9 protein-coding genes are annotated in these 15,625 nt (G+C 44.7%); 6 read left to right on the forward strand and 3 right to left on the reverse strand.

Annotation, left to right across the window (positions count from 1 at the left end):
* Positions 1-21 precede the first annotated feature (21 nt).
* Positions 22-4,125, forward strand: coding sequence for an Rne/Rng family ribonuclease (locus M0N77_RS09835; protein ID WP_353105013.1), 4,104 nt, complete (start codon positions 22-24; stop codon positions 4,123-4,125).
* 109 nt (positions 4,126-4,234) lie between these two features.
* Here the strand turns inward: M0N77_RS09835 and M0N77_RS09840 are convergent, their stop codons facing one another.
* Positions 4,235-5,164 (reverse strand): DUF808 domain-containing protein, encoded by a 930-nt coding sequence (locus tag M0N77_RS09840; RefSeq protein ID WP_353105014.1) that lies wholly within the window; start codon positions 5,162-5,164, stop codon positions 4,235-4,237.
* 436 nt (positions 5,165-5,600) lie between these two features.
* Here M0N77_RS09840 and M0N77_RS09845 point away from each other — a divergent pair, with 436 nt between their 5' ends.
* The 5 genes from M0N77_RS09845 to M0N77_RS09865 all read left to right on the forward strand — a co-directional run bounded on the left by M0N77_RS09845 (position 5,601) and on the right by M0N77_RS09865 (position 11,870).
* The gene (locus M0N77_RS09845) at positions 5,601-6,458 is read left to right on the forward strand and encodes a DsbC family protein (protein ID WP_353105015.1); all 858 of its coding nucleotides are present in this window, start codon (positions 5,601-5,603) and stop codon (positions 6,456-6,458) included.
* A gap of 228 nt (positions 6,459-6,686) precedes the next feature.
* Entirely contained in the window at positions 6,687-8,021 is a 1,335-nt protein-coding gene (locus M0N77_RS09850; protein WP_353105016.1) for a homoserine dehydrogenase, read from the forward strand.
* Between the two features lie 136 nt (positions 8,022-8,157).
* Positions 8,158-9,339 (forward strand): thiolase family protein, encoded by a 1,182-nt coding sequence (locus tag M0N77_RS09855; RefSeq protein WP_353105017.1) that lies wholly within the window; start codon positions 8,158-8,160, stop codon positions 9,337-9,339.
* A 775-nt stretch (positions 9,340-10,114) separates the two neighbouring features.
* Positions 10,115-10,963, forward strand: a complete 849-nt coding sequence (locus M0N77_RS09860) for a PRC and DUF2382 domain-containing protein (RefSeq protein ID WP_353105018.1) — start codon at positions 10,115-10,117, stop codon at positions 10,961-10,963.
* A 241-nt stretch (positions 10,964-11,204) separates the two neighbouring features.
* A complete protein-coding gene (locus M0N77_RS09865) occupies positions 11,205-11,870 on the forward strand; it encodes a YsnF/AvaK domain-containing protein (protein WP_353105019.1) in 666 nt (221 codons plus the stop codon).
* Between the two features lie 123 nt (positions 11,871-11,993).
* On the opposite strand, the gene M0N77_RS09870 is transcribed toward M0N77_RS09865, so the two are convergent.
* Positions 11,994-12,524: a hypothetical protein gene (locus tag M0N77_RS09870; protein WP_353105020.1), complete on the reverse strand. Its 531-nt coding sequence runs from the start codon at positions 12,522-12,524 to the stop codon at positions 11,994-11,996.
* Positions 12,525-12,815: 291 nt separating this feature from the next.
* Positions 12,816-15,605 carry a preprotein translocase subunit SecA gene (secA, locus tag M0N77_RS09875; RefSeq protein ID WP_353105021.1) on the reverse strand — a complete coding sequence of 930 codons (2,790 nt, stop codon included), beginning with the start codon at positions 15,603-15,605 and terminating at the stop codon, positions 12,816-12,818.
* Positions 15,606-15,625: the final 20 nt, after the last annotated feature.

Below are 15,625 nucleotides of genomic sequence, written 5' to 3' on the forward strand. Positions count from 1 at the left end.
GCGTCCTCATAGGATAAAGATATGAAGCGCATTTTGATCAACGCTACTCAAAACGAAGAGATTCGTGTTGCCCTTTGCAAAGGCAATCATCTGTACGATTTCGATCTAGAAAACCGCACCCGTGAACAAAAAAAATCTAACATCTATAAAGGCCATGTCACACGTGTTGAGCCCTCTTTAGAAGCAGTATTTGTCGAATATGGCTCTCAGCGCCAAGGGTTTTTGCCGATTCGCGAAATCTCCACAGAATACCTAAGCGGTAATCCGCGTGATGAGAATATCAAAAAACTCATCAAAGAAGGCGATGAGCTCATCGTGCAAGTCGAAAAAGAAGAGCGCGGTAATAAAGGCGCGGCCCTCTCCACTTACGTGTCGCTCGCTGGTCGCTACTTAGTACTAATGCCGAACAACCCTCGCGGCGGTGGTATCTCCCGTCAGATCTCTGGCAAACTGCGTGAAGATATGAAACGTATGCTAGGCAATCTGGATTTGCCAAAAGGCATGAGCGTTATCATCCGTACCGCTGGTATCGGCAAAACACAAGAAGATTTGCAACACGATCTCAACCATTTGCTTAATATCTGGCAAGCGATTCAAGAACAAAACCAAAAATATCCTTCGCCGCGCCTAGTCCATCAAGAAGCAGGTGTAGTAACCCGCGCCGTTCGTGATTATTTGCGTGATGATATCTCTGAGATTTGGATCGATAACGAAAACGCTTATATTGAAGCGGCAGGTTTCATCGATGCGGTAATGCCAAAGCAGGCTGAGAAATTACGCAAATATACCGATTATGAGCCGATGTTTTCTCGCTTTAATATCGAAAAGCAGATTGAAACTGCCTATCAGCGTGAAGTACGCCTGCCATCAGGTGGCTCTATTGTCATCGACCAGACCGAAGCTTTGGTCTCCATCGATATTAACTCAGCTAAGTCTACCAAAGGTTCAGACGTCGCTGAGACTGCTTATCATACCAACCTAGAAGCGGCGGATGAGATCGCGCGCCAGCTACGCCTGCGTGATATGGGCGGTCTGATCGTTATCGATTTTATTGATATGAATGATAATAAGCATCAAAAGGAAGTCGAAAAACGCCTAATTGATGCTACTAAATATGACCGTGCCCGTGTACAGTTTGGGGATATCTCCAAATTTGGCTTGATGGAGATGAGCCGTCAACGCTTGCGTCCGTCGTTAGAAGAGTCCACCGGCTATATCTGTCCGCGCTGTCATGGCAACGGTATGATTCGCGATTTGCGCTCACTGTCGTTATCAATTATGCGTCAGATTGAGCAGATCGCGCTAAAAGAGCGTCAAGGGGAAGTACAAGCCGAAGTTCCAACCGATATTGCCGCTTTTTTATTGAATGAAAAGCGTGATGCCCTAGTCTATCTTGAGCAAGACAGTGGTACTCGTATCACTATTTTGCCACACGCGCATTTGGAGTCACCAAACTTCAAGCTGCATTTTAACCGTGATGGTTTTGCTCCTTCAAGCTATGAGCGCATCACTGACACTCAGCAGCAAGAGCATAGCGACTTAGGTTACGATGTCGATTGGCAGACAGCTGATTCAGTGCGTCCAGAGCAGCAGCCTACTCGCCAGCCGCGTCAAAGCAGTAGCAATGCTAATGGCAATACTAGCCATAATAGTAGTAGTACTAAAAATGAGACTGCCAACCAGCGTCAGGCTAATAGCCAGCATAATGGTAGTGCTAACCATCAAAGCAGTACTCAAAATAGCACTCAGAACTCCAATCAACGTAGTGCTGATCGCGCCGTTAGCCACAGTAATGAGCATCGCAGCCAAGCCAATCGCCCAATAGCTAGTAATGCTGCTAGTAATGCTCAACAACCTAATCAAGCATCAGCTACCAATCTAGCTACTAATGCTGTGCAACAAAGCGCTGCACAGCCGCAAGCTGTGGCTTGGTTGTCGAACCTATTTGCACAAGCTCCGCAAGCTAAGATTGCTAATGTTAGCAGTCACAATGCAGCAGAAGCGATTGAGGCTTTGGTCAATACTGGCGCGCAAAGCTTAGGCTCATTTGGTCAGACCGATAGTAGTGCTTTGAGCCAACAAAGCCCTGCTGCCCCCTCTAATCAGCAGCCTAGCTCTGATAGGTCAGCTAATGAGCGTCAACCAACTCGCCGTAATCAAAACGATGACTCTACTAACGAGGATAAAACAGAGGATAGACGCCGTCGTAAGACTCGTAAGCCAAGACCTGCCAAGTCGCATCAGAGAAAAGAGCAGCGAGAGCAAGCTAGTGATGACAGCAGTGACAGTAATGAGCAAGGCTCAAGTAATGATCGTCAAAACCAATCAGTAGACAATCAAAATAAATCTGAGAGCGCTAATAAGCGTAATAATGATCGCGGTCATCGCAGCCGTCAGAGCTCTAGCCATGAGAGCAATGAAGACCATCAGCGTCAAGATAGCAATCAGACTACTAATGAGGCGGATGAGCAAGCTCGTAGTAAACGTAAACCGCATAGCAAACGCAGCTCACGCGGTACTCTTGAGCGTGGCGAGACCTTGGACGCTAATAACGTAAAAGCGAGTAACGACGATAATACGAAGCAAAACGAGCAGTCGCGTCATAACGATACTGGTAATCAACAAGCTAATAATGGACGCCGCAATCAAAACCCTAATGAAGTAACGTTGCAAGTCAATGAAGCGCCGATACAGCTCAAATCGCCGGAGGTGGTGCATCTGTCTTTGGACGATAGCAAAGCGACGCGTAAGCCTACAGACAAGTCCAAAGCTGATAAGCAGGCCAATGACTCAGCAAAACAGCATGACTTGGCTAAACAGGACGATGCCGCTAAAAAACTCGATAGCGGCTCAACCAGTACAGTCACAGCTAAAGAGCACGCGGACAAAACTGAAGCTAGCGATAACGTAGCTAAAACTAAAGCCGCGGCTAAAGCGGATTCTGAGTCAACCGCTGCAACCGCTGTAAATAAGGACTCGGCGTCAGTAACTACTGCTGATAACGCTAGCGTTGACAAAGTAGATAACATGGCTGCTAGCGATACAGCGGAAGAAGTCCAAGCTAAGCCTGCGACTAGTACTAACCAGTCTGCCCAGTCTGCCAATAGCGAGCTTAGTAGTGGTTTTGATCTTGATCATGATAAGCTATTTGCAGCGCGGTATGTCACTGCCAATAAATTTGGTCAAGCTAGCAACGACCCGCGTGTTGTACGTCGCCAGCAAGCTTTAGCCACTAAGCCAAAAGCTGACATCATAACCGCTGAGACGACTAGCCCAAGCAGCAATGTGGCGGCGGTTCGTGGTACGGTTGGGGCTTTCATCCGTGCAAGTCTAGCGGAAGCAGAAAAGCGTCTAGCCAATGAAGGCGTTATTAGCTGCTTTATTGCAGCGATTGCCGAGCACTCAAAGGTAACGCCAGCGGCTACTGAGACTGCTAATGCTAATAGCGAAGAATCTACTTTTGATTCTAATGGCTTTGATTTCAGCAACTACGGTTATGAGCCGCTAAGCGCTGATTACTTGCAGCGCTTTAAGACTATGACCGAGTCGACAAGCCAAGTCGCTATTGGTCAAGGCAAAACAGCGGTAGAACCACGTCCTATCACTAAACGCGCTAGTAACGATCCTCGCGGTCAGCATCCTAATTATAAGGAAGCAGCCGACATAGAAGAGCCGGTAGAGTCATCAGTAGAGCAGCAAGCTACTTTGAGTCTACCAAAAGTAGCTAGCGAAACTGCTGATGTTGACACTGATGCTCATGATGTAGCGGCAACGGCGCTATCAGCAGAAGCTCAAGCTGACAGTGTGAGCGTTGAGAGTGAGCAGCTATTAGAGGCAGAGCAGATCATTGATAGTGAGGTTGAGGCTAACCGTGATACTCAAAGCAAAGAGCACGCGCAGGCTGAAAAGTCAAAAACTACCATCGCTAGTTATAAGAACATGATTGAGAATGTGGCTGAGCAATTATTGCCGCAGACTGGTATGTTTAACCTAACCACGCCAAAGGTACCCAAAGCCCGTACTCGTAAGCCTAAGACTGAGCATAAAAAACCCACTCAGGCCGAAAAAGCGGAGGCGACTAGTAGCGCTGATACTGTTACTGACAGCGACAATAACGACAGTTAAGCTCAATACAAAGTTTTAATACTAAAAGGTGTTAATACTATAAAGGTAGGTCATAAACGAAGGCCCTGATATAAATATCGGGGCTTTTTTATCATTAACTTTAGCTCTTTTAATGCGAGACTGACTTTTTATCATCGCCGCCGCGTATTTTACCCACAATAGTAAAGATAGCTACGATGATAGCGCCAATAATAAAACCAATGACGCCATTCAAAATAGCAGTGGTGAAACTTTCAAAAACGCCAGTTAAGTGCGCAAGGTCTTCAACACCGTGATCCAAAAAGCCAATACCGTGCACCAAGATACCCCCACCGACTAAAAACATGGCTAAAGTACCAGCGATAGATAAAAATTTCATTAATTTAGGCGCGGCAGCAAACAGCACCTCCCCTACTTTTTGATTAAACTGCCCTTCTTTCTCCATCAAATGTAGGCCTAAATCGTCTATTTTTACGATGCCTGCTACTAGCCCATAAATACCAATAGTAATGGCAATCGCTAAGATTGATAACACTAGACTACGCTGCAGTAGCGTGGCACTAGCCGTTGACCCTAAAGCGATAACGATAATCTCTGCAGATAATATAAAGTCAGTACGAATAGCGCCTTTAATTTTGCGTTTCTCAAAAGCGACTAAATCGACCCTTTCATCCGCATTGGCTTTTAGACGCGCTGCATGCTCTTCATCATCTGGTAGAGCGTGGGGCCAAAACCTATGAATGACCTTTTCAGCACCTTCATAAACTAAAAACAAACCACCACACATCAGTAGTATCGTTATCAGTGGCGGATAGATAGCACTAATGAGCAGCGCCGCTGGTACCAAGATTAGCTTATTGATAAACGAGCCTTTGGCTACCGCCCAGACCACCGGTAGCTCACGATTGGCTTTGACTCCTGTCACTTGCTCAGCATTGAGCGCTAAATCATCACCTAATACTCCCGCTGTTTTTTTGGCAGCAACTTTGGTCATGACGGAGACGTCATCTAATATCACACTGATGTCATCAAGTAAGGTTAGTAAACTGGCACCTGCCATAGATATTCCTCAAAAGTTAGGACTAATATATAAAATCGTTTATATCAGTATTTATAGTTATCATTAATTAATTATTAGTAAATGGCTCATTAATCTTAGACTACCTACAGTCGCCGTGACATTACATAGTAACAATGTATTTTATTTTTGTTTTATCAAAGCAGATAGTTAGGATTAGTAAACCAGCTTACTGCTAGCGACTGATCTAAGGTTTAAGACTGATGCATGATGCTGATGATTATCAAATTCGCCGCTGTTGCCCCACGCTTTTAGCGAATATTTGCCAAAATATGTTAATATACAAGGTTTTATCACTGTTTATTTTGAGCAGATCAAAACAATCATTATCCGCTATCTCATTGAGCTTTATTAACTTAGCTATAGTGTATTCACTACCAAATCACCAATAGGCGTTATCGTCTACAGGAAATATCATATGTCTTTCTTCCAATCTTTTAACCTCAACGGCCTTAACAAAAGATTTGCTCATAGTAAATTAACTAAAGCGGTAGCAAGTACGCTATTAATAGTAGTAGCGGTTGGCTGCTCAAACAACGCCGCCGATGCTACCAATACCGAAGTTGTCAGTAATAAGCAAACCGTAGCCTCAACTAATGTCTCGGTAGCAGACAATGATGCTAGCGTAGTCAAAGCCTTGCAAGCTAATTTAGCCGCTTCTGGTATCGAAGAGACTATTACCTCGGCCGTTCCGACGGATATGGAGGGTATCTATTGGGTGAGCGCTCAAGGGTTGCCTTCTTTTTTTACCGATAAAAGTGGCAAGCATATCATTCAAGGTCAGATCGTCAGTGTCGGCGGCGCAGAACCTATCGATATCAGCGCCAACTTAGTCGCGCACTCGGCAAAGCAGGCGCTGGAGAGCGTAGATAAAAAAGATATGGTTATTTTTCCAGCGACAGGGGCGACTAAATCTGTCGTCTATGCCTTTACTGATGTCGACTGTGGCTACTGCCGTAAATTGCATGAAGAGATTGCCGATATCAACGGGCGTGGTATCGAGGTTCGCTATTTGGCGTGGCCGCGTAGTCCAGAATCAGTACCCAAAATGGAAGCTATTTGGTGTAGTCAAGATCGTAACGCGGCGATGACTCAAGGCAAAATGGGAGCTGAGGTACAAGCTCCTAGCTGCGCAAATCCCGTACAAGAGCAAATGGCTTTAGGAGCTAGCTTGGGAGTGCGCGGTACGCCTGCTATTTTTACCGAGTCAGGTCATCAAGTCGGCGGCTACTTGCCAGCGGCGGAGTTAGAACAAGCTATCAACGCTTACAAATAATTAGCTCTATTGGCTAGTATGTTGTCCTTCAAACTGGCAAAACCGACTTTAGTAACATTGAATAGACGCCACGGCTGCTTGTCGGTATGATACGATAAAGCGCTGAGAAAAATCAGCGCTCGCTTAGGGTTAAGTCACTTCTACCTAAGCTGTTTTTAGATAGTTTTAACTGTTACTCTTTATACTTCTAGCTACTTTTATACACTTATTTATTTTTCTGAGGATACTGTGAGTAAATCCATCAAACTAGCGATACTTGGCCTTGGTACCGTCGGTACTGGCGTGGTCCATTTAATAAATGACAATTTAGGCGAGCTTAAGCGTCGTAGCGGACGCGATATTATGATCACCGAAGTCGGCACCCGTCGTAAGCGTGATGATATCGATTCCAGTATTATTCAAAACTCCGATTTAATGGCCGTAGCGGCAAGCGATAATGTCGATATCGTCATCGAGGTGATTGGCGGCACTACTCTGGCAAAAGACGTCATCATGCAAGCCATCAAAAATGGCAAACATGTCGTTACTGCTAATAAAGCGCTATTGGCTGAGCATGGTAACGAGATTTTTGCGGCCGCAGAAGCCAATAACGTCCATGTCGCTTATGAGGCGGCGGTCGCAGGCGGCATTCCTATTATCAAAGTGATGCGTGAAGCCTTAGCCGCTAACAAAATCGACTGGCTAGCAGGTATCATCAATGGAACGGGCAACTTCATCATGACCGAGATGCGTGATAAAGGTCGTCCTTTTGCTGATGTGCTAACAGAGGCGCAAGAGCTTGGTTATGCTGAAGCTGACCCAACTTTTGATGTTGAGGGTATCGATGCTGCTCATAAGCTTGCGCTATTAGCCTCTATTGCTTTTGGGATTCCGCTACAGTTTGACAAAGTTTATTGTGAAGGTATTACTGATATCACTTTACAAGACGTCAGTTATGCAGAAGAGCTTGGCTACCGTATTAAGCACGTAGGCTTTGCGGTGCGTCGTGATGGCAATGGCGCTGAGGATAATGCCGGTATTGAGCTGCGTGTCCACCCCACTCTTATTCCACAAGACGCGCTACTAGCTAACGTCAATGGCGTAAAAAACGCTGTACTCGTTAATTCGCACCCGCTTGGTCAAACGCTTTATTATGGTGATGGCGCAGGCGCAGGTGCCACTGCTTCTGCGGTGATGGCGGATGTCATGGATTTGGTAAGGGTTCTGGGTAGCACCGCTAATGGCGATAATGGTCATCATGTGCCGCATTTATCTTTTCAGCCGGAGCAATTGTCTGACACGCCGATATTACGCGCCGAGCAAATGACTACCGGCTATTATCTGCGCGTCCATGCTTTTGATAATCCAGGGGTGCTTGCCGATATCACTCGTATCTTAAGCGATGCTGGTATCAATATCGATGCTATTTTACAAAAACCGGCGCATAAAGTTGGTCAAGTGCCGGTTATTATTCTGACGCTGCCTGTGGTTGAGAGTCAGATGAATTTAGCTATTGAAAAGATTGAAAAACTAGAAGCTATCACTGGTAAAGTGGTGCGTATTCGCTTGGATGAGTTGGCTTAAAAATCAGCTCAAGACTGCTTAGCGTTTTGTATTACTTCATCAGTATATAATTGAGCATTTCAAAGTAGTAAAGTTGCTCCTATAATAAAAGCACGGCTATTTATAACTATTCATTAATATTATAAAGGGAAAAACTATGTCAAATGATGCAATCGTAATCGTTAATGGCGCACGTACGCCTATGGGCGGCTTTCAAGGTGCGCTAAAAGACGTTAGTGCTACTGAGCTTGGTGCTGCGGCTATCAAGGCTGCTGTTGAGCGCTCTGGTGTCAGCGCGGATAGTGTGGATGAAGTCATTATGGGCTGCATCTTGACGGCAGGTCTTGGTCAAGGCCCAGCTCGTCAGGCTATGCGCAAAGCTGGTCTGCCAGATAGCGTGGGCGCGGTCACTATCAATAAGCTCTGTGGTTCTGGTCTAAAAGCGGTGATGCAAGCTTATGAGGGTATCAAAGCCGGTAGCTTCGATGTCGCAGTCGCAGGCGGTATGGAATCGATGACTAATGCGCCTTATATCATGCCAGGCGCACGCGGTGGCTACCGCATGGGACATAAAGAGGTCAAAGATCACATGTTCTTAGATGGCCTAGAAGATGCTGATACTGGCAAACTGATGGGACAATTCGCGCAAGAGATGGCAGATGAAAAGGGCTATACTCGCGAGCAAATGGATGACTTCGCTATTGAGTCGCTCAATCGTGCGCTTACTGCCATCAAAGACGGCCATTTTGATGATGAGATTACTCCAGTTACCTTTGAGACCCGTAAAGGCGAGCAAACGGTCGATACCGATGAAGAGCCAGGCTTAGCTAATGCTGAGCGTATTCCTACCCTACGTCCTGCTTTTGCCAAAGACGGCACTATCACTGCTGCTAACGCCAGCTCAATCTCAGATGGCGGCGCGGCAGTCGTCGTAATGAGAGAGTCGCAAGCCCAATCAGAGGGCTTAGCGTTTCAAGCGCGTATTATCGCTACTGCCTCGAACTCACGTCATCCTAGCGAGTTTACTATCGCACCGATAGGAGCTATTGAGAAGGTATTGGACAAAGCAGGCTGGTCGGTCGCTGATGTCGATCTTTGGGAGATTAACGAAGCTTTTGCTATGGTGACGATGGCGGCGATGGACGAATTAGCTATTGATCATAGTAAAGTAAACGTTGAGGGTGGTGCCTGCGCTCTTGGTCATCCAGTGGGATGTTCAGGTGCCCGTATTTTGATTACTTTGATCCACTCATTGAAGCGCACGGGCGGCAAAAAAGGCGTCGCTACTTTATGCATCGGCGGCGGAGAAGCGGTAGCAGTAGCAATTGAGCTGCCTTAAAACTTGCTGTTAGAAATAGTTCACTCCAAGTCTTTGATATTAGGGTTTGTTGAACATTCACAAGTGAGCACTGCTGATAGCTAAAATGGTTCTAGTCTAAGTAAAAATCGCAGGCAATGCTCATTGCATTGGCTAGCTTATCTTAGTCAAACGGTTATAACGAATAGAGCGATTTTAGCATCAGCCCTTCTTTATAAATAGCTGTGGACAGGACTCTTTTTTGCCGCTTCATTGTTAAAAAAAGACGCTTAGAATGACTAAACTTACTATTTTTATCTTCGAATCGCCTAAAAAATAGTCTCTGTCAGTGCCAAGGTCGAATGTTCAACAGACCCTAGATAAAAGCTTATTCATTATTACCGCATCAGCTCTAGCTATGCGGTTTTTTTATGAGAAATTTTTAATAAATATTGCAAAAAAACCGATAATCCTACCAATACTGTAAATAAGCGTTAATTTGTACCATTACGATGTTATAGCACTTACAGCCTATTACACGCTTTTACGTCCAGCGCACATTTTGCTACTTCGTCTATATATTAACGGCCTCTGCCAATTGTTACTCTTATTACAAGTTGATGCAAAGCAACTTTAGATTTATTTAAGAACTTGCATTGTAGTTATTGAGGACTAATCGATAGTACAGATTATCTCAACTTTTAAATTTTTATTTTATTTAAAGACTTAGTATATCAAGACTTAGTATTTAAACATTTAGCTCGAAAATTAAAACGAACTTTCAACCAAAATTAATTCATATAAAAGGAAGATAATAATGAGCCAACTAATACGTTTACAAGATATTCAAGCCACTCACCGCGACCTAATTGGTGATGACTATTATGACCCAACAGGCAAAACCGCTTATGGTGTCAATGAAGACAAAATCGGTAAAATCGAAGGCGCTTTGGTAGAAGATACTACTGGCCGTATTCGTTATTTGATTGTTGATGCTGGCGGTTGGTTCAGCTCAAAAGAAGTGCTAGTACCCGCTGGCCTTGCACGTATCGTTGGTGATGATGTGTTCTTTGATAGCCTGACTAAGTCGCAAGTAGAAGCTATGGAAGTTTATGATCATGATTATCAGTACAGCTATAAAGAGCAGTATGAAAAAGATCGTCAAACCTTTATAGCCGATACTGTTCCTACCGAAGAGCGTATGGAGATTGCTGAGACTCACTACGACGCACCAAACACTCTAGAATTACTAGAAGAGCGTCTAACGGTAAATAAAGACCGTATCGTAGCAGGTCTCGTAAAAGTCGGTAAGCACGTTGTAACCGAAGAGCGTAATGTCAATGTAGAGCTAGAAGAAGAGCATGCCAACATTCAACGTACCAATGTAGACCGTGTCTCTGACCGCAAAATCGGCGATATGGGTGCTAACGAGACAGTAGAAGTTGAGCTAGAAGCAGAACGTGCTCGCGTTGGTAAAGAGACTTATGTCACCGAAGAAGTCAGCGTAGGCAAAACTACTGAGCGTCATACTGAAACTATCGTTGAGACCATTCAGCGTGAAGAGTTAGACGTTAATGATGATGGCCATGTCGTTGACCGCGAAGGTAATCTATATGGACGTGATGATATCACCGCAGAAGATGTACGCCGTGCTCGTGGTATGTAATAAGCCAAACTATCTCCAGTTTTTGTATACATAAAGACGATATAAGATAGTCAAAAGCAGCTGATAGGTTAATCAGTGAATTAAGGCCAGAGCTCGTCTCTGGTCTTTTTTTGTGCCAAGCATAGAATTTAAAACCAATAAGCTATAGACATTGATACCGTAACCAAAAACAATAGCTAAATAATGACTAAAGATCACACTATTTTGGCCTTAAGAAAATATAACTAATAAGGAAACAGCTATGAGCATTGATGCTAATAACCCTCTAAGTAATAACAATGATCACAAAAAAATAGAAGATCATGCAAGCGAGCATAAACTGCCTGCCCCTGATGCTTCTACTGCAGGTGCTAATACAGAAAACAATATGAACGCTGATCAAACTATCAATACCTCAGCAGCAGCCACTATAAATAAGGGTAGCGGTTATTTGGAGCTATTAGAGGAGCGTCCAGTCATTAATAAAGAGCGCTTAGATGTGGGTAAAGTCACTGTCACTAAGCATAGCCGTAAAAGATTGATCGACGTACCTATTGAGCTGGTTGAAGAATACATTACCGTTACTACTGCTTATCATGATGATAAAAGTCAGGATTTGCTCTCAGGTAGATTTGATGAAGCTGACATATTGCGTCATGTTGAGCCCTCTTTGGATAGTAAAGCGGTAGTCACTATCAATGGTAAGCAAGTTGAGATTGGCGATGCGCCAGTGGAGATTGTACTCTCAAGACAAGTAGCAACTATTACCAAAGACACGTATGCGGTTCAAGAGATTGACATTAGTAAGACCACTCATACTCATACCGATACCATTCAAGTTGAGTTAAAACATGAAGAGCTTGATGTTAGTGAAGAAGGGTTTTTGGAACATGAGAATTTGAGCAGTACTAAAGGTACGAATAAATAGCTCTATAAGCACTATGTTATAAATAAACCCAGTCTTTGATTAATTATAAAAACTGAGACGATAAAAAAGCAACGCTAATGAGTCAGCGTTGCTTTTTTAGAGCTATCATTGACTTTATAGCGATTAATTAGTCGCGTCACACTCATAAGTATTAACGCTAGACTCGCTCTCGCCAGCAGTACGCATCACTCCAGTTGCACGATCTTCATGGGCAACGCGCCACTGAGTAAAGCCTGCAGCGCCGCTTAGAGTTGTCTTCACTTCATAGACTCCAGGATTGGTACCATCATTGGTTTTGACTACGGTGACTGTCCCTTCATCAGTACTTAGTACCGCCTCATTTATATCCTCTTTGTAAGTCACTTCAACTTTTAGCTCAGGAGAGCATAAATAAGTCATTTGTGTTACGCCGGTATTGACGTTAGCCACGGTATCCTCTTGTACTTCATTGACAGTAGCATCGGCCGCCACTACCGCATCGTTAGGTTCGGCAGGCTCAGCTGACATAGGAGTCGCTTGCTCAGTAGCAATGTCTTCTTCTAAGCTAGGTTCAGTCTCAGGCTCTTGTTGGCAAGCGCTAATGCTAATCGCACAAGCGAATAACCCACTCATAACTGCAGACGCTCGTAACGATTTTGATAATTTAAGGCTCATGCCTTTCTCCTAAATTAAAATACTAAGATGCTTAAAGGGATAAATTTTTGCAAAATTAACTGTCGATAGTAGATAATAATAACGATTTATGCTGGCAAACACTATAACTTGTCTCTACCTACTCGCCTATACGGAATTTGTAAATAACTTAAGCTATTATAGTAGCAAATACCCTACTAAGTGTTAAAGCGAATTTGCAGAAAATAATTATCAAAAAGTTTCACTTATAAAAAACCCCTATCCAAAATAGATAAGGGTCGTTTTATAGAGGTAACTCACTTATTTTATAAGTTATATTTTGCCGTGACATTGCTTATATTTAAGACCAGAGCCACAAGGACAAGGTGAGTTGCGACTGATATTCATACCAGCGTATGGATTGTCTCCAGCACCAGCTGCCCCTGCTAAAGTAGCCCCAGCCCCATTAGCTCGCGCGGTTTGCGTCTGGTTTTGAGAGGGACTACGCGTAGCCGCTTGTTGCTCATTACCAGCAAGGCCGCTAGCGTCTTTGTGCTCAAACTGCATTTGCATACGCTCAGCGTCCGCACGTTGCTGAGCTTCTAGAGCCTCAATCTCTTCTTTGGTCGGGATATGAACGCGTGATAAGTCTTGAACGGTCTCAGACTTGATAGCGCCTAGCATCATCTGAAACAGCTCAAACGATTCGCGCTTATATTCTTGCTCTGGGTTTTTTTGTGCATAACCGCGCAAGTGAATCCCTTTACGCAGCTGATCCATTTGCGTTAAATGCTCTTTCCAATGCTTATCTAAGCTTTGTAGCATAAAATGACGCTCAAGCTGGGCGGCATCACGCGGCCCCATTTGCTCACGGCGCTTATGATAATGATCTAACGCGGTCTCGATGATCTTCGCGCGCAGACCTTCTTCGTCTAGGCGGCGATCTTCATCAAGCCAATCGTTAATTGGCATATAGAGTTTAAACTCTTCTTCAAGCTCATCTTCAAGCCCATCGATATTCCACTGATCATCAATAGAGCCTGGCGGTATAAACTGATTAATCATAGCGTTATAGACATCGTAATGCATAGCTTCAATGGCTTGTAATAGATCCATATCGGCGAGCAAATCATCACGCTGAGAGTAGATCACTTTACGTTGCTCATTAGCGACATCATCATACTTTAGCAGGTTTTTACGCGCATCAAAATCGCGGCTCTCAACTTTACCTTGCGCGTTTTCGATGGATTTTGACACCATCTTATGCTCGATAGCTTCGTCTTCTTTGAGACCCATCGCTTTCATCATATTGACCACGCGATCGCCGGCAAAGATACGCATCAAGTCATCTTCTAGCGATAAAAAGAAACGTGACATCCCCGGATCGCCTTGACGTCCGGCACGGCCCCGTAGCTGGTTATCGATACGGCGCGACTCATGGCGCTCAGAGCCAATGATATGTAAGCCGCCAGCCGCGACCACTTGATCATGCTTTTGTTGCCATTGAGCTTTGAGACGCTTCATCTCCTCCGGCGACACTGATACGGGATCCTCAATGAACGACTCCCAGTTACCGCCTAGGATAATATCGGTACCACGTCCCGCCATGTTGGTGGCGATAGTGACTGATTTTGGGCTACCCGCTTGCGCGATAATCTCCGCTTCGCGCTCATGCTGCTTGGCATTTAGCACGTTATGCTTGACGCCTTCTTGATCAAGCAGATATGATAATTCCTCTGAGGCTTCAATGGTTGCCGTACCAACAAGTACCGGCGCGCCTTTGGCCTGAATCTCTTTGATCTCACGGATGATGCCTTGATATTTGCCTAATTTAGTCAAATAGATCTGGTCATCCATATCAACACGCGCGATAGGCTTATGGGTCGGGATAACGATAACGTCAAGATCATAAGTGGATTTAAATTCTGCCGCTTCAGTATCTGCGGTACCGGTCATGCCAGATAGCTTGTCGTAGAGACGAAAGAAGTTCTGAAAAGTTGTCGTCGCTAGCGTCTGGTTCTCCGCTTGAATCTCAACGCCTTCTTTGGCCTCCACCGCTTGATGCAGACCCTCTGACCAGCGGCGACCCGGCATAGTACGACCGGTGTTTTCATCAACGATGACCACTTCGCCGTCATCAACGATATAATGGATGTTTTTGACAAAGACATGATGAGCGCGAATGGCGGCTTGCACGTGAGCCAATAAAGGCAGACGGCTTGGGCTGTAGAGACTCTCGTTTTCACCTAGCTCCCCGACTTTTATCAGGAAGCGCTCAATCTTCTCATAACCTTTTTCACTAATCTCAATCTGACGGTTTTTTTCGTCAATCCAGAAGTCTTCATCTTCATTATTCTTATTAGCCTCTTCATCTTTTGAGCGCTTTAATAACGGAATAATGGTATTAATCAGTGCATACATGCGTGACGAGTCTTCGGCTTGACCGGAGATAATCAGCGGTGTCCGCGCCTCATCAATTAGGATCGAGTCAATCTCATCAATGATACAAAAATTCAGCGGGCGCTGTTTTTTTTCGCTTAAGCTAAAGACCATATTGTCGCGTAGATAATCAAAGCCATATTCGTTATTGGTACCATAAGTGATATCAGCTTGGTACGCGTTGACTTTTTCTTGTGCCGGCTGCTGCGAGTAGATAACGCCAACCTTTAAGCCCAAAAAGTTAAACAGCGGACGGTTCAAATCAGCATCACGCGCCGCCAAATAATCGTTAACGGTGACTAGGTGCACGCCTTTATCACTGATAGCGTTTAGATACATGGCAAGGGTCGCCATCAAGGTCTTACCTTCACCGGTTTTCATCTCAGCGATTTTACCTTCATGCAAGGTAATACCACCGATCAGCTGCACATCATAATGGCGCATACCGGTAATACGCAGTGAGGCTTCACGGCAGACGGCAAAAGCTTCTGGCAACAGCGCATCTAAGCTCTCACCGTTTTTGTGCCTTTGCTTAAACTCACTCGTTTTTTGTTGCAATTGCTCATCAGACAGGGCTTGCACGCTAGCCTCTTGGGCATTAATTTTGGCGACCACTTTGCGCATCCGCTTGAGTTCACGCTCATTTTTGGTGCCAACTACACTGCCTACAATCTTTGATAACATAATTTTTAACCTATGGAAAT

Origin of the sequence: Psychrobacter sp. AH5 (assembly GCF_040371085.1) — a bacterium.
Lineage (GTDB): Bacteria > Pseudomonadota > Gammaproteobacteria > Pseudomonadales > Moraxellaceae > Psychrobacter.

Excerpts from the sequence above, each read along its gene's own strand:
- M0N77_RS09835 (WP_353105013.1), top strand. The coding sequence starts at position 22 with ATGAAGCGCATTTTGATCAACGCTACTCAAAACGAAGAGATTCGTGTT.
- M0N77_RS09860 (WP_353105018.1), top strand. The coding sequence starts at position 10,115 with ATGAGCCAACTAATACGTTTACAAGATATTCAAGCCACTCACCGCGAC.
- M0N77_RS09845 (WP_353105015.1), top strand. The coding sequence starts at position 5,601 with ATGTCTTTCTTCCAATCTTTTAACCTCAACGGCCTTAACAAAAGATTT.
- M0N77_RS09840 (WP_353105014.1), bottom strand. The coding sequence starts at position 5,164 with ATGGCAGGTGCCAGTTTACTAACCTTACTTGATGACATCAGTGTGATA.
- M0N77_RS09855 (WP_353105017.1), top strand. The coding sequence starts at position 8,158 with ATGTCAAATGATGCAATCGTAATCGTTAATGGCGCACGTACGCCTATG.
- M0N77_RS09865 (WP_353105019.1), top strand. The coding sequence starts at position 11,205 with ATGAGCATTGATGCTAATAACCCTCTAAGTAATAACAATGATCACAAA.
- M0N77_RS09870 (WP_353105020.1), bottom strand. The coding sequence starts at position 12,524 with ATGAGCCTTAAATTATCAAAATCGTTACGAGCGTCTGCAGTTATGAGT.
- secA (WP_353105021.1), bottom strand. The coding sequence starts at position 15,605 with ATGTTATCAAAGATTGTAGGCAGTGTAGTTGGCACCAAAAATGAGCGT.